We start from the raw sequence: 23101 nt of genomic DNA, 5'->3' as shown, positions 1-23101 counted from the left end.
GCCTACTTCTCCAGTCGCGCCACGAGGCTGGACGTATCCCAGCGGCGACCGCCCATGGCCTGGACCTCGGCGTAGAACTGGTCGATCAGCGCCGTGCCCGGCAGGGTCGCGCCGTTCGCCCGGGCCTCGTCCAGGGCGATGCCCAGGTCCTTGCGCATCCAGTCCACGGCGAAGCCAAACTCGAACTCTCCGCGCGCCATGGTCGGCCAGCGGTTCTCCATCTGCCACGACTGCGCCGAGCCCTTGGAGATCGCGGCGAGCACGTCGTCGGTCGGGAGGCCAGCGCGCTTGGCGAAGTGCAGCGCTTCGGCGACTCCCTGCACGACGCCGGCGATGGCGATCTGGTTGCACATCTTGGTCAGCTGCCCCGCGCCGACGTCGCCCATGCGGCGGACGGCCTTGGCGTAGACCTCGATCACCGGCAGCACGCGATCGTAGGCCGCCTGGTCGCCGCCGGCCATGATGGTCAGCTGGCCGTTCTCGGCGCCCGCCTGACCACCCGAGACTGGGGCGTCGACAAAGCTTCTACCGGTGACCGCGGCCAGGGCGACCATCTCGCGGGCGACCTTCGCCGAGGTGGTGGTGTGGTCGACGATCACGCCGCCTTCGCCCATGGCGGGAAGCGCCTGCGCCACGACGTCGCGCACGTCGTCATCATTGCCGACACAGAGCAGCACGACCTCTGCGCCTGCGACCGTCTCGGCGATCGTGGCGAAGGCGGTTCCGCCGTGCTTCTCGGCCCAGCGATGGGCTTTCTCGGGGCTGCGGTTGTAGACGGCGACCTCGTGGCCTGCGGCCTTCAAATGACCCGCCATCGGAAAGCCCATGACGCCCAAGCCGATAAACGCCGTCTTCATCGCGAACTCCTAGAGTGAAGCCCCGGATTACGCGGCCTTCGCCCGCCACTTCAACCCCATCTTAACGTCCTATCGGCAGGTTGCGGGTCCAAGGTTAAACAGGCTTAAGCACGATGGCGGTTAGCAGCGAGCAACCGATCCTCATCAAGAAGGTGAAGAAGGTCTCGGGCGGCGGCCACCATGGCGGCGCCTGGAAGGTCGCCTATGCCGACTTCGTGACCGCGATGATGGCCTTCTTCCTGCTGATGTGGCTGCTGAACACGACCAGCCCCGAGCAGAAGCAGGGCATTGCCGATTACTTCGCGCCCGCCTCGATCTCGTCGACCACTAGCGGCTCCGGCGGCATTCTGGGCGGTACGTCGCTGGGCGATGACGGCGCGAAGTCCGACGGCAAGATGTCGGCCATCCAGCAGATGGCCCCGGAAGTTCCCGACAGCGTCGAGAAGGACGGCCAGTCGACCGACACCGCCAGCCTGGCCTCGGCCAGCGAGCAGGCGCTACGCGACGCCCTGGCCAAGAAGGAGCAGGACAGCTTCGCCTCGGCCGCCCAGTCGCTGCGCCAGTCGCTGCAGGACATGCCCGAGCTGGCCGAACTGTCGAAGCAGATCTTGATCGACCAGACGCCCGAGGGCCTGCGCATCCAGCTGGTCGACCAGGAGGGCCGCTCGATGTTCCAGGAGAACTCCAAGGTCCCCAATGACCGCGCCCGCATCCTGCTGCGCGCCGTCGCCAAGGTGATCAATCAGCTGCCCAACCGCGTGACCATCTCAGGCCACACCAGCGCCAGCGCCTATGGCAAGAAGCAGGACGGCGACTGGTCGCTGTCGGCCTCACGCGCCGACGCCTCGCGCCAGATCCTCCGCGCCGCCGGCGTCGATGACGACCGCATCTATCAGGTCTCGGGCAAGGCCAACTCCGAGCCGTTGTACGCCGACGACCCGACCCTGGCCGGAAACCGGCGCATTTCGATCGTTCTGCTGCGCGAAAAGCCGGTCCTGCCCGACGGTCTGTGACCGTTAGCCGCGCAATGCCTCAGCGAAGCTTGCGCAACCGGACGCAATACCCCCTAATCCATTCAGGGGCGCATCCAGGCTAAAGGGGACCGGGCTTCTGTGACGCAGCACTTTCCGACGCGACAGCTTCGGTTCTTCCTGACCGCGCCCACGCCTTGCCCGTACCTGCCCGGTCGCGAGGAGCGGAAGGTGTTCGCGCACCTGCCGCTGTCCGACGGGCCCACGGTCAATGACAGCCTGACCCAGGTCGGCTTCCGTCGCTCGCAGAACATCGCCTACCGCCCCGCCTGCGAGACCTGCCGCGCCTGCCAGTCGGCGCGCGCGCCCGCCGGCGAGTACGTGCTGTCGCGCTCCGAGCGGAAGGTCCTGAACCGTAACGACGATCTCGAGCGCCATCTGGTCGAGGCCGAGGCGACGCTGGAGCAGTTCGAGCTGCTGCGCCGCTATCTGCTAGCGCGGCACGCCGATGGCGGCATGGCCGAGATGACCTGGCCCGACTACGTGGCCATGGTCGAGGACACCGCGGTCCGCACCCACCTGATCGAGTATCGCCGCAAGTCCCAGGATCGCGGCCCTGGCGACCTCGTCGCTTGCGTGCTGGTCGACGTCCTCGCTGACGGGCTTTCGCTGGTCTACAGCTTCTACGAACCCGACGAGACGCGCCGCAGCCTCGGTTCCTTCATTATCCTGGACCACATCGTCCAGGCTCAGGAAGGCGGCCTGCCCTACGTCTATCTCGGCTACTGGGTGCCGGGCAGCGAGAAGATGGCCTACAAGGCCCGCTTCTCGCCGCTGGAGATCCTCAAGCCTGGCGGCTGGTCGCTGATGTCGGCTCGCGAGCGGGGCGCTCGCCCCCCTGCCCTGCGCGGCGCCGCCAAGGACACGTGCGATCTGCCCCTTAGCGACGCCGAACCGGCGGAGATCGAAGACCTGGGTTAGCGGGCGAAGCTGACCCCGCCGTCCACGGTCACGGCGCCGCCCATCACGTAATCGCCCGCCCGCGAGGCCAGGTAGATCGCCGCGCCAGCCATGTCCTCTTCCGTGCCGATGCGGCCGGCCGGGATGGCCTTGGAGACCGCGTCCGCGTGGTCGCGCGCGACCTTGTTCATGTCCGAGGCGAAAGCGCCCGGCGCGATGCAGCTGACGGCGATGTTTTCCGGCGCCAGACGAAGAGCCATGCGCTTGGTCATGTGCAACAGGCCGGCCTTGGATGCGCCATACGGATAGGTCTCCTCCTTGGAGACCGACTGGCCGTCGATCGAGGCGATGTTGATGACCTTGGCGACGCGGTCTTTCGCCGCCGCGCGCAGCGGTCCAATCAGCGCCTGAGTCAGGAAGAACGGCGTCTTCATGTTGAGGTCGACCGTCTTGTCCCAACCCGCTTCCGGGAACTCATCGAAGGCCGCGCCCCAGGCCGCGCCGGCGTTGTTGACCAGGATGTCCAGCTTGTCCTCCCGCTCCTTGATGCGATCGGCCAGGCCCTGGATGCCCTCCATGGTCGAGATGTCGCCGGGCAGCGAGACGCACTCGCCAAACTCGCTGAGCGCCTCGGCCGCCGCGTCGCAGGCCGCGGCCTTGCGGGCGGTGATGTAGACGCGCTTGGCGCCATAGGTCAGGAAGCCCTTGACGATCATGGCGCCGATGCCGCGCGAGCCGCCGGTCACCAGAGCGACGCGGCCTTCGAGTGAGAACAGGTTCTGCATGTCGAAAATCCTCTAGAAACCGCGCGCGGCGGCCAGGGCGCCGAGGCGCCCGCAAATGTCGTGGAACTGGGAAACGGTCTCGTCGATGATCTGTTGGACGGGCTTGACCTCATCGATCAGCCCGACCGTCTGGCCGGCCAGCGCGGGCGCGGCCTCCATGTCGCCGCCGAAATAGACGTCCAAGATGTTCCGCAGCACGTCCGGCGGCATGACGCCGGCGTCGTGGATCTCCTTGGTCAGGTCTGACTTGATGGCGCGGATGCAGGGGCTGGCCTTCTTGTTCAGCACCCAGGTCCCCGTCTCCTTTGCGTCCGTGATGGCCGCCTTGTAGTTGGCGTGCACCGGGCTCTCCGCCGAACTGACAAAGCGCGTGCCCATCTGCACCGCCTCGGCGCCCAGGGCGAAGGCCGCCGCCATGCCGCGCCCGTCGCAGATGCCGCCGGCGGCGACCAAGGGCACATCGACCTTGGCGCGGATGGCCTGCAGCAGAACCAAGGTCGAGACCTCCTCCGGGTTCTTGAAGCCGCCCCCCTCGGCGCCTTCGACGACCAGGCCATCGACGCCCGCCTCGACGCACTTGACCGCCGCGTCGACGGTCGGGACGGCGTGGTAGACGACGATGCCAGCGTCCTTCAGCGGCCCGATGAACTTGGCCGGGCTGCCGGCCGACGTCGTCACGAACTTGACCCCGCTCTCGCAGACGAAGCGCAGCATGGCGTCGTCGCGCAGGAACAGGATCGGCAGGTTCACGCCGAACGGCAGGCCGCTGGCCGCCATCTTGATGATCTCGGCCTTGCAGTTCTCGGTCTCGCCGGACGAGGTTTCGATGATCCCCAGGCCGCCGGCGCGCGAGACCGCACTCGCCAGCGGGAACCGCGCGATCCAGCCCATGGGGGCCTGAATGATCGGATACTTCGCGCCCGTATGGGCCAGGACACGATTGCTCATGGGATCAGCAACACCCGACCAACGGCCTGGCGGCTCTCGATATAGGCGTGGGCGGCGGCGGCTTCCGACAACGGGAAGGTCCTGTCGATCAGCACCTTAAGCTCCCCGCGCGCGGCCTGCTCGATCAGGTCCTGGATCATGTCATGCACGCGGTCAGTCATGATCTCCGCCCCGAGGAACACGCCGGTGAGCGAGCGATTGCCGGCCATCAGGGACGAGACGTCGACCTTCATCGGCTCGCGACCGGCGTTGCCAACCAGCGAGACACGCCCGCGATAGCCAAGCGCTCCCAGGCTGCCGGCCAGTGTGGCGCCGCCGACGGGATCGACGACCAGATCGACGCCCTTGCCGCCGGTCAGCCCCATCACCTGCTCGACGAGATCGTCGCGGCTGTAGTTGATCCCGTGGTCCATGCCAAAGGCCTTCAACCGGTCCAGACGCGCGTCGCTGGAGGCCGAGGCCAGCACGGCGGCGCCGGCTTTCTTGGCCAGCTGGATGGCGGCGAGACCGACGGCGCCCGCCCCCGCCTGGACCAGCACCGTTTCGCCGGCCTTCAGACGGCCCGCGCCAAACAGGCACTCGTGCGCCGTGCCGAAGGGCACCGGGATCGCCGACGCCTTCTGGCTGTCGAAGCCGTCCGGGATCGGCCAAGCGTTGCGCGCCGGAACGGCCCGGAGCTCGGCGTGAGAGCCGAAGGCGTTCACGGTCACGACCTTCTGGCCGACCTTGAGATGAGACACTTCGGCGCCGACCTCGACGATCTCCCCCGCCGCCTGATAGCCGACGATGTGGGGGCTGCCCGCCATCTGGCCGCCGCCGCGGTTCAGCGTGTCGCCGCCCTCGATGCTGACGGCTTCGACGCGGATGACCACGCCCTGAGGGTGACAGACCGGATCCGGAACATCCTCGTAGCGAAAGACGTCCGGCGCCCCGGTCTCGTAGTACACGGCGGCCTTCATGCCGTTGCTCCCTATCGTTCTTATGGGCCTTAGGGCCTACTTCTTGGGGTCCTTCAGGGCGTCGTAGACCAGCTTGGCGCTGTCGTCGTCGATGTCCTTGATCGCCGGATCGCCGTCCTTGTTCAGGATGTGGATCATGCCCAAGAAGAAGAGGTCGTTCTTGGGGTCGATCCAGAACCAGGTGCCGGCGGCGCCGCCCCAGCTGAAGGTCCCCTCGCCCTGCGGACCCGCCTTGGCGCTGTCGAGCACGACGGCGAAGTCGAGACCGAAACCCCGCCCCTTGGCCGTGTTGAACGGTGGGACGTCGGAATTCATGATCGCGTCGCTCAGCGCGTTGGTGCGCATCAGCTTCACGGTTTCGGGCTTCAGGACCCGCTTGCCGTCCAGCGTCCCGCCGTTCAGCAGCATCTGGGCGAAGCGCGCATAGTCGGCGTTGGTCGAGACCAGGCCGCCGCCGCCCGAGGCCATCACCGGAGGCTTGGTGATGTCCAGCACCATGAAGCCGTTGGCTGGAACCAGCTTCTGCTCCTTAGGGCTCCACAGATAGAGCGAGGCCAGGCGGTCCATCTTCTCGGCCGGCAGCCAGAAGCCGGTGTCGGTCATCTTCAGCGGGTCGAAGATCCGCCTCTTCATGAAGTCGCCCAGCGACATGCCCGACAGCTTCTCGACGATCAGCCCCTGGATATCGACGGAGACGCTGTACTTCCAACGGGTCCCGGGCTGAGCGACCAGCGGCAGCTTGGCGATGTTGTCGACGAACTCCTGTTGCGTCCGCGCGGCCAGCACGTCGCGGGCATAGGCCTTGTCGATCGGATTGTCGGGGACCAGGCCGTAGGCGAAGCCGCCCGAGTGGCTCATGATCTCGCGCATGGTCGGCGGACGATCGGCGGGAACCGTGTCGAACGAGCCGTCCGGATTAACCGCCTTGAAGACGCGGAGGCTGGCGAACTCGGGGATGTACTTGCTGACCGGGTCGTCCAGCTCCCACTTGCCCTCCTCGTAGAGGATCATCATGGCCACGCCCGTGACCGGCTTAGTCTGGGAGTAGATCCGGAAGATCGTGTCCTTGGTCATCGGCGGGCCGTCGAAGCCCTTCTTGCCGTGGACCTGGTAGTTCACGACCTTGCCGTGCCGGACCAGCATGGTGGTCACGCCGGGGAGATGGCCCGTATCGACCAGACCCTGCATGTGGGCGTCCAGTTTCTTCAGGCCTTCGGCCGAGAAGCCCACGCTTTCGGGAGCCGCCGCGACGAAAGCTGCCGCCTTGGGAGCCGCCGCGATCGCGGGACCGCCCGCGACCATGGCCACGGCCAGAACCGTCCCGATCAGTTTACGAAACGCCAACACACCCTCCCGAACACATGTTTGACACGACCTTAGAGCGCGCGCCGCCACCTTGAAACCGTTTTTGAGGGACGGCGCACAGCCTCACCTCGCATCGAACGGTGAAGGTTATTTAATGTTGAGCGCAATTGACCGAACGACGTTCATGTATATTTTTTACTGCACGAGGGATTACGAAATAGACATGTTAGGCAACCGATGGCCACGCTCGCCAATCTGATCAGCATCTATCGCAACGTTCATCGCGTCCCCGCCAATGCGGAGCTCCCGGCCGACGCGACCGCCCAACTGACCATGATGGCCAACGGCATTGACGCCGCGCGCAATGGCATGATGGGTGACGGCTGGACCTATGCGAGCGCCGTGCAGTGGATCATGGACGGCGCCAGGGCGACAACCGCCGTAGCGGTGATGGCCTACGGCTTCATCGCCGATCTGCCCCTGAACACGGCCGGACTGGACTATCTGGTATCCCCGACGGGCGGAAATCCGAACAACCTGAACAGCGCCTACTACGCGAAGTTCGACACCACGAACCGCTACATCAACTTCGCGGTCAACCTCGCGAAAAGCGGTGAAGGCCGCGCCAACTTCGTCGAAACGTACGGCGAGAACGGGACGATGTACGCCACGCTTCAGAAAGCTTATCTGAAACTGTTCGGCGTCTCCCTGTCGCACGATGCGACCCTCGATTATCTGGACGCGGAAGTGCCCAACGGCCGCGGCGGGACCTATACGCGCGGAGAGTATTTCGTCGAGTTGGGCGGGGACGGCGGCAACGGGATCGGCAGTCGCGCGGCCATGGTCGGGGCGCTGATGGCCGAAGCCATGAAAAGCGGCCAAGGTCCCTATGCGGACGCCGTGCGCGCCTATCTGAACGAGGTCGCGGCGACCGGCAAGGGCGTTCCCTTCGCGCACTTCTACTCGATCTATGGCGCGGGCGGCGATCACGCGCTGGGCGGTCCCTCTGACCCGGGCTTGCCGGGCGAGAGCGCCCGCTTCGCCCACGACTGGAACGTCGACGCCTACAATCAGGAACCTGACGACAACACCCACGTCCTGGCCAGCGACGGCAATGACGTGATCAAGCCGATCATCACCGATGGACCGGGCGGTCTCGACGCCGGCAAGCATATCCGCACGGCCGGCGGCAACGACGTCATCATCGTCGACAACGGCGTCGTGCGCGGCCTGATCGACGCGGGCAAGGGCAATGACTCGATCTTCCTGGAGAAGTTCGACGGACGCCTCATCACCGGCGAAGGCTATGACAACATCGACATCGGCTCGTTCGCCAGCCTGCATCTGTCGAACGGCAAGGTCTCGGACATCGCGGTGATCGAGGACTTCCAAAAGGGCTTTGACATGCTGACCTTCGCCGGCGCCGCGGGTCCTGGCGAGAAGAAGCAACTCTATTTCATCGCCACCGCCACTTTCGACGACGCCCTGACAGCCTATGCTGGCGCGACGGCCGCCAACAGCAACACCGTCTTCGAATGGAACGGCGACACCTATGTCTTCCACCAAAACGGTGTGAGCGGGCTCGACGCGGGCGACGGCCTGATCAAGCTGGCCGGCGTTACGGGCCTCAAGGTCAGCAAGGTCACCGATGGCGGCGACCTCCTGTTCGCGGCCTAGGACCTTCAGCCCTCCAAGGCCACGATGGAGCTCCCCTCGCTCAGCGAGGGGAGCTTTTTCGTATGCGCGTCGTCGGCGCTATCGCGCCGCGGTAGGCTTGCTGGAGGTCTTGGCCGGATGCTGTCCCGACTGCGGTCCGAGAGCGACCTCCGTCGGCCGCTCGATCGCCTGATAGACCAGGCTACGCGACTGAGCGTCCAGGCCCGGCCCAACCCCGCCCAGCCGCTGTATCATGCCGATGAAGAAGAGGTCGTTGGCCGGATCGATCCAGAACCAGGTGCCGGCGCTGCCGCCCCAGCTGATCGTGCCGGGGCCCACAGGCGCGCCAGAGGCGGCCGGATCGACGGCCACCCCCGCGTCCAGGCCATAGCCCATGCCGGCGGCGAACGGGAAAGGACGCGGCCCCGGCTTCAAGACGCCCGTCGTGCCGTTGGTCGTCACCACGAAGCCCGGCGGCAGATGGTTCTGGGTCATCAAGGCCACGGATTCGGGCTTCAGGATCCGCACGCCCTCGAGCTCGCCTTTGTTGAGGATCATCTGGGCGAAGCGCGCGAAATCACCGGCTGTCGACAACAGGCCTCCGCCGCCCAAGGGCGCGGCCGGCAAACGGCTGACGTCGCGCCAGGCGCCTTCGACGGCGGGAACCAGCTTTCCCGTGACCGGGTCGGCGTCATAAAGCGCGGCCAGCCGCCCCATCTTCTCGGCGGGCACATAGAAGGCCGTGTCCTTCATGCCCAGCGGCGCGAAAATGTGCTCCTCCATGAACACCGGCAGGGTCTCGCCCGACAGCTTTTCGACGATATAGCCCTGGATGTCGGCGGCGACGCTGTAGCGCCACAGCTGCCCGGGCTCGGAGAACATCGGCAGGCCAGAGACCTTGCGCACCAGCTCCTCCAGCGACCCCGACTGAAGGACGCCCGCCTGATAATAGGCCTTGTCCGGAGGACTACTGGGATCGTCGGCGATGCCGTAGGCGAAGCCCGCCGTGTGGGTCATCAGCTCGCGCATGGTCGGCGGGCGCGAGATGGGAGTCAGGATCGGCTGCCCCGCCGCATCGACGCCGCTGGCGATCCGCAGATTGGCGAATTCCGGCACGTACTTGCTGATCGGGTCGTCCAGCTGCCAAAGACCCTGTTCGTACAGGATCATCATCGCCACGCCGGTGACCGGCTTGGTTTCCGAGCGGATGCGGAAGATGGCGTCCATCGGCATGGGCTCGCCGCTCAGCTCGCGCGCGCCGAAGGCCTTGGCGTGGACGATGCGGCCGTGGCGGGCCAGCAGGGTGACGCCGCCGGCGATCTGGCCGTGATCGACCATCGCCTGCATGTGCTCGTCCAGACGCTTCAGGCGCTCGGCGTTGAAGCCGGCCTCCTCCGGCCTGGCCCGCTGCAGGGCGAACGCCGGAGTCGCGGCGAGGGCCGCGCAGCCGAAGACGCCGGCCAAGACGCCCAGCGCAAGGCGACGCAGCCTCCTTCCGATCATTTCGGCTTGAACCGCTTGTTGGTGGCGAAGCCCTTCGGCGCCAGCTTGCCGGCGCCCGCCCGACGACCGACCCATTCCTTCCATTCCGCCCAATCACGGCGGCGGCCAGCGGTGTCGATCCAATAGGCGCCGGTCTCCGCGTTAAACGACAGGCCGTCGCGCAAACCGCCTTCTCGATAAGACTGCAGCTTGACGCCCTTGCCGCGCGGCATCTCCGGCAGCTCCTCGATCGGGAAGATCAGGATCTTGCCGTTATCGCCGATGACGGCCAGCTGATCGCCCACGGCCTCCATGCAGAAGGCCGCGCCGGCGGCGTCGACGGTCAGGACCTGCTTGCCGGCCTTGCGGTTGGCGAGCGCTTCTTCCTCGGGCATCAGGAAGCCGTAACCCAGCTTCGAGGCCAGAATGCGCTTGCGCCCGGCCTTGAACGGGAAGACGTCGACGATCTTCACCTTGTCGTCCAGCTCGATCATCATCCGCACCGGCTCGCCATGACCTCGGGCGCTTGGAAGCTTATCGCAGCCGAGGGTGAAGAAACGTCCATCGCTGGAGAAGATCAGCAGCTTGTCGGTGGTCTCGGCCGGGACCAGGAAGCCCAGCTTGTCGCCTTCCTTGAACTTCAGCTCGGACGGATCGTCGACCTTGCCCTTGGCGGCGCGGATCCAGCCGCGCTCGGACAGGATGATCGTGATCGGTTCGCGGACGATCATCGCCTCGATGGCGGCGTCGGCGTCGACCACCGGAGCGTCGGCGAAGATCGAACGGCCCTTCACGCCCGTCGGGCGAGGCTTGTCCAGCGGATGGTTGATCTTCAGCAGCGTCGCCCGGACCTCTCCCAAGCCCACGCCGACCAGCTTCCATTGCTTGGCCTCGCTGGCCAGCATGGCCAGGATGCCGTCGCGTTCCTCGACCAGCTCGGCGTGCTCGCGACGGATCTCCATCTCCTCCAGCTTGGCCAGTTGGCGCAGCCGGGTGTTGAGGATCGCGTCGGCCTGAATGTCCGACAGCGCGAAGGTCTCGATCAGCTTTTCCTTCGGCTTGTCCTCGTAGCGGACGATCCGAATGACCTCGTCGAGGTTCAGATAGGCGATCAGCAGGCCGTCCAGGATGTGCAGACGGGCTTCGATCTTGGCCAAGCGGTGACGGGCCCGGCGGGTCAGGACCTCGCGGCGGTGGGCCAGGAAGGCCATCAGCGCCTGCTTGAGGCCCATGACGCCCGGCGTGCCGCGCGCATCCAGCACGTTAATGTTGACCGGGAAGCGGCTTTCCAGCGCCGAGAGCTTGAACAGGCTCTCCATCAACACTTCGGGCTCGACGTTCTTGGACTTGGGCTCAAGGACCAGACGGATGTCCTCGGCGCTCTCGTCGCGGACGTCGCCCAGCAGGGCGGCCTTCTTGCTGTCGATCAGGTCGGCCAGTTGCTCGACCAGATCCGACTTCTTCACCTGATACGGGATTTCGGTGACGACGATCTGGTATGTGCCGCGACCGGTGTCTTCCTTCTCCCACTTGGCGCGGATGCGCACGCCGCCGCGGCCGGTCTCGTAGGTTTCCAGCAGGGACGCGCGCGGCTCGACGATGACGCCGCCGGTCGGGAAGTCGGGGCCCGGAACCTTTTCCAGCAGCTCTTCGGTGGTCGCGTCGGGATTGGCCAGCAGCAGTTGGCAGGCGTCGATCAGCTCGGCGGCGTTGTGCGGCGGGATCGAGGTGGCCATGCCGACCGCGATGCCCGACGAGCCGTTGGCCAAGAGGTTCGGGAAGCCCGACGGCAGGACCACCGGCTCTTCGTCTTGACCATCATAGGTCGGGCGGAAGTCGACCGCGTCCTCGTCGATGCCGTCGAGCAGAAGCGTCGCCGCCTCCGTCATCTTGCATTCGGTGTAACGCATGGCCGCGGCGTTATCGCCGTCGATATTGCCGAAGTTCCCCTGTCCTTCGACCAGCGGAATGCGCTGAGCGAAGTCCTGGGCCAGGCGGACCAGAGCGTCGTAGATCGACTGGTCGCCGTGCGGGTGGAAGTTACCCATCACCTCGCCGACCACCTTGGCGCACTTGCGGGCCGCGGCGTCCGGGTTCAGGCGCATGTTGCTCATCGCGTACAGCACGCGACGGTGCACGGGCTTCAGACCATCGCGCACGTCGGGCAGCGCTCGCGAGCCGATGGTCGAGAGCGCATAGGCCAGGTAGCGGCGCGACAGGGCCTCGGTCAGCGGCTCGTCGAGAATGCGGTCGCCGTCGCCGGGGCCGCCGGGGGGAGGAAGGACAGGCTTGTTCATCGAGGGGATTCGTTACTCCGGGGAAGGAGTCTAGCAGAAATCCCCTCGCCGATTCGAGCGGTTAGGCCTGAACGATCCCCGGCTTTCCGGCCTCCAGGGCCCATTTCGCCCGGGTGGAGAGCTTCCCGTCGCGACGGCTGACCGCGTCCAGCACCTTGAACTCGGTGACGAAGGCCTTGGGGGTCGCCTCGCAGATCGCGTAGCCGCGCTGGTTGTTGTTGAACTTCAGCAGCGGATTGGCGGCCTGGATCTTGGCGAATTCGTCACGCTGGTCGACGCCGTCGCCGCCGGAGCTGATCGAGGTGATCACGAATTCCGAAGCGATCGGCGCGGCCTCGCGCTTGGTCCCATCGACATAGAGGTCGCCGGCGAAGTTCTGGTGCTCGTCGCCCGTCAGGACGACGACGTTACCGACCTTGGCGTCCCGGATCTTGCCCAAGAGGCGACCGCGCGGGATGCGATAGCCGGCCCAGGAGTCCGGGTTGACGATCACGCCAGGCCCCGGATCGCGATCGAGGTCCATCATCATCACCTGCTGGGCGATGACGTTCCAGGTCGCCTTGCCGCCGGTCAGGCCGTCCATCAGCCACTTCTCCTGCGCCGCTCCCACGACTTCAGCCTTCGGGGCGTTGATGGCGTCGCACCAGGTCTGCTTATCATTGCAGGGCTGGTCGGTGCGGAACTGGCGGGTGTCCAGCAGATTGAGATTCAGGAGCTGGCCGTACGCGGCGCGGCGATAAATCTGCAGCGACGTCCCGGTCGGGAAGCTCGACGCGCGCAGCGGCATGTTCTCGTAATAGGCCTGGACCGCCGCTTGGCGGCGCAGGTTGAACACTTTCGGATCCGTGCCGTCCTGATCCAGCTCGCCGACCCAGTTGTTGTCGGTCTCGTGGTCGTCCCAGACCACGAACCAGGGCGCGGCGGCGTGGGCGGCCTGAAGATCGGTGTCCATCTTGTACTGGGCGTAGCGGCGGCGGTAGTCGTCGAGCGTGTAGATCTCCGAGCCGAAGTGCTGGCGGACGTTCTCGGTCGGTCCGTTCCAGCCGTTCGAGACGCGATTGCCACGCCCTTCGTAGATGTAGTCGCCGTAGCAGAAGACGAAGTCGGGGTTGTCCTCGGCGAGGCGGCGATAGGCCGTGTAGTAGCCGCTCTCGTAGTGCTGGCAGCCCGAGACGGCGAAGCGGACGCGGTCCAGCCCCGCGCCCAGGGCCGGCGTCGTGCGGGCGCGGCCAACCAGGCTGCGCTCCTTGCCGGCGGTGAAGCGGTACCAGTAGTCGCGGTTCGGCTGCAGGCCGGCGACCTCGACATGCACCGAATGACCCAGTTCCGGCGGCGCGATCGTCGTTCCCTTGGCGACGACGTTGCGCATGTTGGCCGCGTCGGCGACTTCCCAGTCCACCGCCACCGGCGCCATCGGCATGCCGTAGCCGATCTCGAAGGGCTCGGGCGCCAGGCGCGTCCAGATCACGAAGCCATCCGGCGACGGATCGCCCGACGCGACGCCCAGCTGGAACGGATAGGTCCGGAACATTGGCTGAGCCAGGGCCTTGCCGCTCTCAAGCGGTATCGAAAGGGCCGTGACGGCCGCGCCGCCGAACACGGTCAGTAGGCGACGGCGGCTCAGGGCGTAGCGGTCGAGAACAGACATGGCGAAACTCCGGAAACGAGAGTGTCGCGATAGCGTCACTGTGTGACGGTTCTTAAAGCCTGCCAGCCTCGGCCAGGCGGTCTAGCAACCATAGGCGCGCCGGCGGCAGCGGTCGGTTCAGGGGACCGAATACGAACTGCTCCAAAAAGTGGCCGGTAATGTCCAGCCCCGCCTTCACATCGCCCTCGGCGAGACCGCCCTGTGACGACAGCATGAACGGCGGCAGCGGCAAGAGCTTGTCGTGATAGGGCCGCCCCGCCTCCCGGCTCACCGCGCGGCCCGTGCGCGGACTGACATAAACCAGATCGTCGAAGACGCCGGTCGCCGCGCACCTGGAAAGATCCAGGCCAAAGCCCAGCTCCTGCAGCAGCCCGGCTTCGTAGCGCACATAGACGGCGGGCCAGATCTCGGGGACCTCCAACACGCGGATCAGGGCTTCCAGGGCGTGGAACGCTCCGGGATGGGCCTCGCGCTCAGGCAAGGCGGCCGCGGCCACCGCCGCAGCGGCGGAGAGCCCCGCCAAGGCCAGCCGATCGTCGAACAACGACGAAGGCCCCTCGCCCATCGGCTCCAGACTGGCAGAGCCCAGCTGATCGGAGACGCGAGCCCGATAACGAGCGATGACCCGCGCGCCCGGTTGCAGGAATGGCTTCATCCGCCGAGAGGCCGCTCCCGCCACGTGGGCGGCGAACTTGCCGCGATCCTGGGTTAGGAGTTCGACGATCGCGCCCGTTTCGCCGTGGGCGCGGGCGGACAGGACGTAGGCTTCGTCCTCCCACTCCATCTAGGACGGCGTCCCCCACGCCACGACCTTCTCCAGCACCGGACGCCAGTCAGGCGCGACCGGCAGGCCGATCACGTCGCGCAGCGTCGCTTCCAGCTCATCGACCGTAAGATCGCGCTGCTCGACCACCGCGCCGGTCACGTCGCGATGGGTGAAGCGGTTGTTCTTCAGGGCGTAGCGCGCGGCCGGCGTGGTGCGGCCAACTGTCATGCTCCAGGTGAAGTGCGAGCTGGGGTGGGTGTAGGTGAAATAGTTGGCCTGCTCGTAGTCGATGTCGGCCCAGGCGCCCTGGGCGACCTGATAGAGCGGCGCCCATTTGCCCGAGAGATTGGCTTGCACCTGCCGCTCGGCCACGCCGCCCTGCTCGACGTCGACGATGCGGAACTCACCGTGCGGGGTGTCCTGCACCTCATCGGAGAACAGCTTCAGCGGTCCGGTCAGCACGCAGCCGCCAAAGCCGTTGTCGACCAGCCACGTCTCGCCGTCCAACTGGACGCCCAGCACCATATGCGAGCGCGGGCGCGGCGGCGCGCCTTCAGGAACCAGCCACTGGACGCGGGCCATCAGACCCTCGACCTGGAAGCCTAGCGCCGTCAGGGCACGCTTCAGCAGGCCGTTCTGCTCGTAGCAGTAGCCGCCTCGACCCGCGCCGATCAGCTTGGCGTCGATATCGGCTGGAACGATGCTGATCCCGCGCCCCAGCAGCACGTCGAGGTTCTCGAACGGGATGGCGTCGGGATGCTTCAGCGTCAGGGCGCGCAGCACCGCGAGGCTCGCCTCGCGCGGACCGTCATAGTCGATCCGCTTGAAATAGGCGTCCAGATCGACGGTCGGCTGCGCGGGGGCGTCAAACATCGAAGTCCAGTCCGATGTCGCTGAACAGGCCCCGCTCCTCGGCCCAGTTCTCCTTGACCTTCACGTGCAGGAACAGGTGCACCTTGCGATCCAGGATCTCGCAGAGCTCCTCGCGCGCGGCCTGGCCGATCCACTTCAGGGTCTGGCCGCCCTTGCCGATCACGATCACGCGCTGCCCGTCTCGCTCGACCAGGATGGTCTGCTCGATGCGGACACTGCCGTCCTTGCGTTCCTCGAAGGCGGTCGTCTCGACCGTGGCGGCGTAGGGCAGCTCCTCGTGGACACGGAGATAGACCTTCTCGCGCGTGATCTCCGCGGCCAGCAGGCGGGCCGGCAGGTCGGCGGTCTGGTCTTCCGGATAGAGCCAGGGCCCCTCCGGCATCATGGTGACGAGCTTGGCGGTCAGGTCGTCGACGCCGGCGCCCGTCGCGGCGCTGATCATGAAGACGTCGGTGTAGACGCCGGTGTCGAAGAAGTCCTTGGCGACCGCCAGCAGAGTGTCGCGCTTGACGCCGTCGATCTTGTTCAGCGCCAGGATCACCTTGCGATCGGCGGCCTTCAGGCCCTCGATGATGGTCTGGACGTCCTGGGCCGAACGGTATTCTCCGGGCGTCGCCTTATCGGCGCGGGCGGCCAGTTCGGCCTGCACGTCGACGAGGTGGACGGTGGCTTCGGCCTCTTCCGAGCCGGCCCAGGCGGCGCGCACCATGGCGCGGTCGAGGCGCCGGCGCGGGCTGAAGATGCCGGGGGTGTCGACAAGGACGATCTGCGTGTCGCCGGCGATGGCGACGCCGCGCACGGGGAAGCGCGTGGTCTGGACCTTCTGGGTGACGATCGAGACCTTGGCCCCGACCATGCGGTTGACCAGGGTGGACTTGCCGGCGTTCGGCGCGCCGATGATGGCGGCGAAGCCAGCGCGAGTTTTGGAGGTGGTTTCAGTCATTGAGCGTGCGTGTAGCATCGTTGGATCGGAAAATCCCGTGCAGCCTGCCTTGTGATCGCCGCTAAGCTGGGCATTGGTCTTCCAACAGATCGGCGTCACGGATTCGGGGGACCGCATGAGCTCGACAGACTCGGCCCTGCCGACGCCCAAGGTCCTGCGTACGCTTGGTCCTGGCCTGATCACCGGCGCGGCCGACGACGATCCCAGCGGTATCGCCACCTATTCCCAGGCCGGCGCGCAGTTCGGCCTGAACATGCTGTGGACGGTCGTCCTGACCTATCCGCTAATGGTCGCCATCCAGTCCATCAGCGCCCGCATCGGCCGGGTCACCGGACACGGCCTCTCGACGAACCTGGCGAGGGTCTTCCCGGGTTGGCTGGTGATGGCCCTGGTGGCCCTGCTGTTCATCGGCAATGCAATCAATATTGGCGCCGACCTGGCGGCGATGGGCGCGGCGGCGCGGCTGGTGACGGGCTGGAACGAGCACGCCCTGACCATCGGCTTCGCGATCGTCAGCCTGGGCCTGCAGGTCTTCGTGCCCTACCATCGGTATGTGAAGCTGCTGAAGTGGCTGACCATGGCGCTGTTCGCCTATGTCGCCGTGGTCTTCACCGTGAAGATCGACTGGGCCCAGGTGGCCCTGCACACGATCGCGCCGCAGCTGCCCAAGAGCGGCTGGATCGTCGTGGTCGTGGCCGTGTTCGGCACCACGATCAGCCCTTACCTCTTCTTCTGGCAAAGCTCGGAAGAGGTCGAGGAAGAGGAGGCCAAGGGCGAGCCGCCGTTGATCGAGGATCCGACCGACGCTCCGGAAGAATTGGAGCGCATCCGTTGGGACACCCTGGTGGGCATGGGCGTGTCGAACCTGATCGCCTTCTTCATCATCCTGACCACGGCGGTGACCCTGCACGCCCGCGGCGTCACAGACATCCAGACCTCGGCCCAGGCGGCGGAAGCGCTGCGCCCCGTCGCGGGAGAGCTGGCCTTCTTCTTATTCGCGGCGGGCATCGTTGGCACCGGCCTTCTGGCCGTACCGGTCCTGGCCGGTTCCGTGGGCTATGCGCTGGGCGAGCTGAAAGGCTGGAAGTGCGGTCTCGAGCACAAGCCGACCGAAGCCAAGGCCTTCTACGCCGTCATCGCCGTCGCGGTCGTGACGGGTCTTGTGGTGGACTATTCGGGCCTGGATCCGATCAAGGCCCTGTTTTGGAGCGCCGTGATCAATGGGGTCATCTCGGTGCCGATCATGGCCGCGATGATGGTCGTCGCCAGCCGCAAGGCCCAGATGGGCGCCTTCGTCGCCACACCGGCGCAGAAGATCCTTGGCTGGCTGGCGACCATCGTGATGGCGGCCGCCGTCATCGGCATGTTCGTCGCCTTCTAGGGACTACCCGGCCCGCTCACGCTCCAGCAGGGCCTTTGCGGCGGCCTTTTCGGCCTCCTGTCGCGACTTGCCCTTGGCGATGGCTGGATCGACGCCGACGACCAGGACCTCGACCGTGAAGATCGGCGCGTGGTCGGGGCCGGTGCGGTCCAGCACGCGATAGGTCGGCAGCGGCCGCCCCTTGCCCTGCGCCCACTCCTGCAGCGCGGTCTTGGGATCGCGCGGACGCCCCTCGCCCGCCCGGTCGAATTCGTCGGCCCAAAGGCTGAGGAACACGCGCCGGGCCGCATCGAGGCCGCCATCCTGGTAGAGCGCGGCCATCAAGGCTTCGGTGGCGCCGGCGAGGATGGACTCGGTTTCCCGTCCGCCGATCTTGCTGGACGAGGCCGACAGACGTAGCGCGGGGCCGAGTTCGGCCGCACGAGCCACGCGCGCGCAGGTCTCGCGACTGACCAGCGCGTTGAGGCGCGGGGCGAGCTCGCCCTCCTTGGCCTTCGGGAACCGCTGGGCCAGGGCCTCGGCGGCCAGCAAGCCCAGGACACGGTCGCCGATGAACTCCAGCACCTCGTTGTCGCGGACCTTCTTGGCCCCATCGCCGACGCTGGCGTGCGTAAGGGCGCGCTCAAGCAGTTCCCGGTCTTCGAACTGATGGCCGATCCGGCGCTCCAGGTCGCCGACGGCGGCGGCCCGTCTATCCATGGCGAAAGATCACTTCAGCACGTGGAAGAAGCGGCTGGGACGCGCGTCCAGGAACCAGGTCCAGGGCTTGAACAGGCTGGCCTCGGCGTTCCACGACAGCAGGATGATCTGGGCGCGGCCGACCAGGTTCTCTTCCGGTACGAAGCCGACGCCGACCTCGTCGCCGATGTACTGGTCCAGCTCGTAGTCCCACTTGCAGGCGCTAGTCTTGAACGGCGAGACGCCCGGATCGAAGCGGCTGTCGGCCGAGTTGTCGCGGTTGTCGCCCATGAAGAAGTAGCAGCCGGCAGGCACCGTATAGACGCCAGTGTTGTCGCCTCGGCTGTCGGGGCCGAAGTCCTGGGTCTTGTACTGGCGGCCTTCGGGGTTGGTTTCCTCGAAGCGCTGGACCTGCTGGGTGAAGCCATAGCCGGTGTCGACCAGGGCCGGCGGCAGCGGCTTGCGCGGCAGCTCCTTGCCGTTGATGAAGACGGCGCCGCCGCGGATCTGGATCTTGTCGCCCGGCAGCCCGATCAGGCGCTTGATGTAATCGGTGCGGTTATCGCGCGGCAGCTTAAAGACGATGATATCGCCGCGCTTGGGCGCGTGATTGAAGATTCGGCCCTGGATGATCGGCGGGCTGAACGGGATCGAGTGCCGGCTCCAGCCGTAGCTGAACTTCGACACGATGATGTAGTCGCCCTGATAGAGGTTGGGCTCCATCGAAGCCGACGGAATCGTGAACGGCTGGAACAGCAGGACCCGCAGCACAAGGGCGATGCCCAACGCATAGGCGACGGTCTTGATGATCTCGATGAACTCGGCGACGGCGCCCTTCTCTCCGGGCGGTGGCGTGTCGACGTCGGTCATGCGGTCGCTGAGTTCTTCGAAAAGGACGGTCCGGGAAACCGGATGTGGCCTTGCTAGACGGGCTTGCGGCCACGGGCAAGAGCGGGCGCGTAGCGGGGCTTTAAGGCGAAGGTTGGACCGTCCGCCCCGCCGGCAGCGCTTCGATGATCACGAACGCCTGGGCGTAGGGATGGTCGTCGGTCAGCGACAAGTGGATCACCGCCTCCATCCCAGGCGGCGTCATTTCCCTCAAGCGCTCCTGAGCGCCGCCGGTCAGGGCCATGGTCGGCTTGCCCGACGGCAGGTTGACGACGCCCATTCCGGCCAGGTGCACGCCACGCTTCAGGCCCGTGCCGAGAGCCTTCGAACAAGCCTCCTTGGCCGCGAAGCGCTTGGCGTAGCTGGAGGCGCGGTCGGGCTTTCGCTCGGACCGGTTGCGCTCGATCTCGGTGAAGACCTTGTTGGTGAAGCGGTCGCCGAAACGTTCGAGGGACTTCTCGATCCGGCGGATATCGCAGAGATCCGAGCCGATCCCGATGATCACGCGGCCAGCTCCACGCGGGCGGCGTCCATCAGGGCGCGCATACGCTGGATCGCCTGCGGCAGGCCGACAAAGATCGCCTCGCCGATCAGGAAGTGGCCGATGTTCAGTTCGGCGATCTCCGGGATGGCCGCGATCGGCTTGACCGTGGCGTAGTCGATGCCGTGGCCGGCGTGGACCTCCAGGCCCAGCTCGGCTGCTAGCGCCGCGCCCGCTTTGAGACGCTGAAGGATGGTCTCGGCCCGCGCGGTTTCGCCCGCTCGCGCCGCGTCGCAATAGGCGCCAGTGTGCAGTTCGACGACCTGGGCGCCCGCCGCGACGGAGGCGCGGATCTGCTCGGGATCAGGCTCGATGAACAGCGAGACACGCGCGCCGACGGTCCGCAGGCGCGCCGTAGCGGCGGCGATCCGGGCCTGACCTTTGATCACGTCGAGTCCGCCCTCGGTGGTGACCTCCTCGCGGCGCTCCGGCACCAGGCAGGCCGCGTGCGGCTTGGCGCCCAGCGCGATGCCGACCATCTCGTCGGTCACCGCCATCTCGAAGTTCAGCGGCTTGCCGCGCTTGTGGCAAAGGTCGGTCAGCACGGCGATGTCGGCGTCGCTGATGTGGCGGCGGTCTTCGCGCAGGTGCGCGGTGATGCCGTCGGCGCCAGCGGCAAGCGCCAGCTCGGCCGCGCGCACAGGCTCAGGATACCAGGACCCCCGCGCATTCCGGATCGTGGCCACGTGATCGATGTTGACGCCCAGTCGCAAGCTCATCCGTCTTCCCATCCTTTGGCCGAGGTCGGACTCGATGGGTCCGCGCGTCAATCGTATAGGCCCAGCTGCTCGGCTGTGCAGGTGGGAATTTCGTTCGCCGGCGCCAATACCCCGAATGGACAAAGCGAAACTGGCGCGGGATGGTCCCCGAGTTTGGCTTCCGGGGGGACACGACCATGACCTTGAATAAGACCTGGCTCGCCGCGACGGCGGGCGCCTTGGCGCTCGCTCTGGCCGGCGGCGCCGCGGCCGCCGACATCTCGGCCGGCAAGCTGAAGACCCTGAAGGCCGAGGCGGTCGCGGGCGTCGAAAGCCGCGCCAAGCTGGCGCAGGTCATGAACGACAAGATCTTCTCGTTCGGCGAGCTGGGCTTCCAAGAGATCGAGACCTCGGCCTACATCACCAAGGTGCTGGAGGAGAACGGCTTCACCATCCAGCGGGGCGTCTCGGGAATCCCGACCGCCTGGCTCGCCACCTGGACCCACGGCCAAGGCGGGCCGACCATCGCGCTCGGCAGCGACCTAGACTGCATTCCCAAGGCGTCCCAGAAGCCCGGCGTCCCCTGGCACGATCCGATCGTCCCGGGCGCGCCGGGCCACGGCGAGGGCCACAACTCCGGCCAAGCCCTGAACGTCGTGGCCGCCCTCGCCGTCAAGGACGCTATGGTCAAGCACGACATCGCCGGCACGCTGATGCTGTGGCCGGGCGTGGCCGAAGAGCTGGTGGCCGGCAAGGCCTACATGGTCCGCGACGGCGCCTTCAAAGGCGTGGACGCCACGATCTTCACCCACGTAGGCTCGAACCTGCAGACCAGCTGGGGGCCGCCCACCGGAACGGGTCTGGTTTCGGTCAAGTACAGCTTCCACGGCGAGTCCGCCCACTCCGCCGGCGCGCCCTGGCGCGGCCGCAGCGCGCTGGACGCCGTCGAGCTGATGGACATGGGCTGGAACATGCGCCGCGAGCACCTCAAGCCCGAACAGCGCTCGCACTATGTGATCACCGACGGCGGCGACCAGCCCAACGTCGTGCCGTCCGAGGCGACCGTCTGGTACTATTTCCGCGAGCAGAGCTTCGACGCGATCAAGAAGAACTGGGAGATCGGCAACAAGATCGCCAAGGCGGCCGCCGACATGACCGACACCAAGGTCGACTACGCTGTCGTCGGGACGGCCGCGCCCCGCTACTTCAATCGCCCGATGGCCGAGGCGGCTCAGAAGAACATCGAGGTCGTCGGTCTGCCCAAATGGACACCGGACGAGCAGGCCTTCGCCAAGGCGGTGCAGACCAATGTCGGCTCGACCAAGAAGGAAGGCCTCGACGTCAAGCTGAAGGGCCTGAAGGCGCCGGAGGAGAAGCCGGAGAGCGGCGGCTCGGACGACATCGGCGACATCTCGTGGATCATGCCCACGATCACGATCAGCTATCCGTCCAACATCCCCGACCTGCCGGGCCACCACTGGGCCAACGCCATCTCGATGGCGACGCCGATCGCGCACAAGGGCGTGGTCGCCGGCTCGAAGGTGGTCGCGATGACGACGCTGGACCTCTTGACCCAGCCCAAGCTGCTGGCCGAGGCCAAGACCTATTTCACCGACGTCCAGACCAAGACGCAGAAATACGTGCCGATGCTCTCGGCGACGGACAAACCGCAGGTGCAGATCAACGCCGAGACCATGGCGCGCTTCCGGCCTGAGATGAAGAAATACTACTACGATCCCGACAAGTACGGGACGTATCTGGAGCAGCTGGGCATTGCCTGGCCGGTCAAGCAGCTGACGCCGCCGGCCCAGGCGAAATAGGCCAGATCAGCCCTTCAGTCGGCGGCTGCCGGGATCCTCGATCGGGATCGCGGCCAGCTCCGGCGGGAGGGCGTCGGCCGGATAGGCCGGGACTTCCAGGCTGGCCAGGGCGACCAGCGGGACGCCCACATCGGCCTTGCCGCCCGAGCGGTCAACGATGCAGGCGGCGGCCACGACGTCGCCGCCGGCGTCCTTGATCGCCTGGATGCATTCACGCGACGACAGGCCCGTCGTGACGATGTCCTCGACCATCACGACCTTCTGGCCGGGCTCGATGTGGAAGCCGCGACGGAACTTGAAGCTGCCGCCTTCGCGCTCGACATAGATCGAAGGCACGTTCAGGTGCCGGGCGGTCTCGTAGCCGGGGATGATGCCGCCAACGGCCGGGGAGACGGCGACGTCCACATGGCCGACGGTGGCGATGATCTTCTGGGCCAAGGCCTTGCAGAGGCGCTCGCAGCGCTCGGGCCGCATGAACACCAGGTTCTTCTGCAGAAAGACCGGGCTGTGCAGGCCGCTGGACAGCACGAAGTGGCCTTCGCGCAGGGCGCCGGCGGCGCGGAATTCGTCGAGGACGTCGTCGTTGGTCATGGGGCGTCGATATAGCCCAGCCGGCCGAGTCTACAAACGCCGGCTTGCGGAGCG

At 66.6% G+C, this 23101-nt stretch carries 21 protein-coding genes; 5 read left to right on the top strand and 16 right to left on the bottom strand.

The annotated features are described in order from the left end of the window. Nucleotides 1–2: 2 nt before the first annotated feature. The gene (locus tag AX690_RS18045) at nt 3–857 is read right to left on the bottom strand and encodes an NAD(P)-dependent oxidoreductase (protein ID WP_066680978.1); all 855 of its coding nucleotides are present in this window, start codon (nt 855–857) and stop codon (nt 3–5) included. Nucleotides 858–970: 113 nt separating this feature from the next. On the opposite strand from AX690_RS18045, the gene AX690_RS18040 reads away from it, so the two are divergent. Together AX690_RS18040 and AX690_RS18035 are read left to right on the top strand one after the other, a co-directional pair. Then, nucleotides 971–1870, top strand: coding sequence for a flagellar motor protein MotB (locus AX690_RS18040; RefSeq protein WP_066680977.1), 900 nt, complete (start codon nt 971–973; stop codon nt 1868–1870). 99 nt (nt 1871–1969) lie between these two features. Then, nucleotides 1970–2809, top strand: coding sequence for an arginyltransferase (locus AX690_RS18035; protein ID WP_066680975.1), 840 nt, complete (start codon nt 1970–1972; stop codon nt 2807–2809). Here the strand turns inward: AX690_RS18035 and AX690_RS18030 are convergent. Genes AX690_RS18030 through AX690_RS18015 form a run of 4 tightly spaced genes read right to left on the bottom strand, consistent with a single transcriptional unit; the run spans nt 2806 to nt 6824 of the window. Then, entirely contained in the window at nt 2806–3573 is a 768-nt protein-coding gene (locus AX690_RS18030; RefSeq protein ID WP_066680973.1) for an SDR family NAD(P)-dependent oxidoreductase, read from the bottom strand. The genes AX690_RS18035 and AX690_RS18030 overlap by 4 nt on opposite strands. Before the next feature lie 12 nt (nt 3574–3585). Then, on the bottom strand, nt 3586–4521 hold the full coding sequence (locus AX690_RS18025; protein ID WP_066680971.1) for a nitronate monooxygenase family protein: 936 nt from the start codon (nt 4519–4521) through the stop codon (nt 3586–3588). Beyond that, on the bottom strand, nt 4518–5480 hold the full coding sequence (locus AX690_RS18020) for a zinc-binding alcohol dehydrogenase family protein (protein ID WP_066680969.1): 963 nt from the start codon (nt 5478–5480) through the stop codon (nt 4518–4520). The genes AX690_RS18025 and AX690_RS18020 overlap by 4 nt, the downstream gene beginning before the upstream one ends. Nucleotides 5481–5516: 36 nt before the next feature. Then, the gene (locus AX690_RS18015; RefSeq protein ID WP_066680967.1) at nt 5517–6824 is read right to left on the bottom strand and encodes a serine hydrolase; all 1308 of its coding nucleotides are present in this window, start codon (nt 6822–6824) and stop codon (nt 5517–5519) included. 198 nt (nt 6825–7022) lie between these two features. Between AX690_RS18015 and AX690_RS23435 the strand changes: the two genes are divergently transcribed. Beyond that, on the top strand, nt 7023–8462 hold the full coding sequence (locus tag AX690_RS23435) for a hypothetical protein (RefSeq protein WP_066680965.1): 1440 nt from the start codon (nt 7023–7025) through the stop codon (nt 8460–8462). 78 nt (nt 8463–8540) lie between these two features. On the opposite strand, the gene AX690_RS18005 is transcribed toward AX690_RS23435, so the two are convergent. From AX690_RS18005 to era, 6 genes are all read right to left on the bottom strand, one after another. Then, nucleotides 8541–9944 carry a serine hydrolase gene (locus AX690_RS18005; RefSeq protein WP_066730508.1) on the bottom strand — a complete coding sequence of 468 codons (1404 nt, stop codon included), beginning with the start codon at nt 9942–9944 and terminating at the stop codon, nt 8541–8543. Continuing rightward, on the bottom strand, nt 9941–12220 hold the full coding sequence (gene parC / locus AX690_RS18000) for a DNA topoisomerase IV subunit A (protein ID WP_066680961.1): 2280 nt from the start codon (nt 12218–12220) through the stop codon (nt 9941–9943). Before parC ends, AX690_RS18005 begins: the two co-directional genes overlap by 4 nt. A 61-nt stretch (nt 12221–12281) precedes the next feature. Beyond that, a complete protein-coding gene (locus tag AX690_RS17995; protein ID WP_066680960.1) occupies nt 12282–13868 on the bottom strand; it encodes an alkaline phosphatase in 1587 nt (528 codons plus the stop codon). A gap of 52 nt (nt 13869–13920) precedes the next feature. Further along, on the bottom strand, nt 13921–14652 hold the full coding sequence (recO, locus tag AX690_RS17990; protein WP_066680959.1) for a DNA repair protein RecO: 732 nt from the start codon (nt 14650–14652) through the stop codon (nt 13921–13923). Continuing rightward, nucleotides 14653–15507, bottom strand: coding sequence for an arylamine N-acetyltransferase (locus tag AX690_RS17985; RefSeq protein ID WP_066680958.1), 855 nt, complete (start codon nt 15505–15507; stop codon nt 14653–14655). It abuts the gene before it with no gap. Beyond that, nucleotides 15500–16450: a GTPase Era gene (era, locus tag AX690_RS17980; RefSeq protein ID WP_066680952.1), complete on the bottom strand. Its 951-nt coding sequence runs from the start codon at nt 16448–16450 to the stop codon at nt 15500–15502. The genes AX690_RS17985 and era overlap by 8 nt, the downstream gene beginning before the upstream one ends. A 115-nt stretch (nt 16451–16565) precedes the next feature. Here era and AX690_RS17975 point away from each other — a divergent pair, with 115 nt between their 5' ends. Next, nucleotides 16566–17831, top strand: a complete 1266-nt coding sequence (locus tag AX690_RS17975) for an Nramp family divalent metal transporter (protein ID WP_066681060.1) — start codon at nt 16566–16568, stop codon at nt 17829–17831. A 3-nt stretch (nt 17832–17834) separates the two neighbouring features. On the opposite strand, the gene rnc is transcribed toward AX690_RS17975, so the two are convergent. The 4 genes from rnc to AX690_RS17955 form a co-directional block, all read right to left on the bottom strand. After that, the gene (gene rnc / locus AX690_RS17970) at nt 17835–18530 is read right to left on the bottom strand and encodes a ribonuclease III (RefSeq protein WP_066680951.1); all 696 of its coding nucleotides are present in this window, start codon (nt 18528–18530) and stop codon (nt 17835–17837) included. A 9-nt stretch (nt 18531–18539) separates the two neighbouring features. Next, the gene (gene lepB / locus AX690_RS17965; RefSeq protein WP_066680950.1) at nt 18540–19379 is read right to left on the bottom strand and encodes a signal peptidase I; all 840 of its coding nucleotides are present in this window, start codon (nt 19377–19379) and stop codon (nt 18540–18542) included. 100 nt (nt 19380–19479) lie between these two features. Next, entirely contained in the window at nt 19480–19902 is a 423-nt protein-coding gene (gene acpS / locus AX690_RS17960) for a holo-ACP synthase (protein ID WP_066680949.1), read from the bottom strand. Continuing rightward, a complete protein-coding gene (locus AX690_RS17955) occupies nt 19899–20657 on the bottom strand; it encodes a pyridoxine 5'-phosphate synthase (RefSeq protein ID WP_066680942.1) in 759 nt (252 codons plus the stop codon). Before AX690_RS17955 ends, acpS begins: the two co-directional genes overlap by 4 nt. A 176-nt stretch (nt 20658–20833) precedes the next feature. Here AX690_RS17955 and AX690_RS17950 point away from each other — a divergent pair, with 176 nt between their 5' ends. Then, on the top strand, nt 20834–22456 hold the full coding sequence (locus AX690_RS17950) for a M20 family metallopeptidase (protein ID WP_066681059.1): 1623 nt from the start codon (nt 20834–20836) through the stop codon (nt 22454–22456). A 6-nt stretch (nt 22457–22462) separates the two neighbouring features. Here AX690_RS17950 and pyrE read toward each other — a convergent pair whose 3' ends face one another. Beyond that, entirely contained in the window at nt 22463–23047 is a 585-nt protein-coding gene (gene pyrE, locus AX690_RS17945; protein ID WP_066680939.1) for an orotate phosphoribosyltransferase, read from the bottom strand. Between the last annotated feature and the right edge of the window lie 54 nt (nt 23048–23101).

Origin of the sequence: Caulobacter sp. CCH9-E1, from assembly GCF_001556515.1 — a bacterium.
Classification (GTDB): Bacteria; Pseudomonadota; Alphaproteobacteria; order Caulobacterales; family Caulobacteraceae; genus Caulobacter.
Note: the sequence above shows the minus strand (reverse complement) of the source record. Positions and strands in the feature narration are given on the sequence as shown.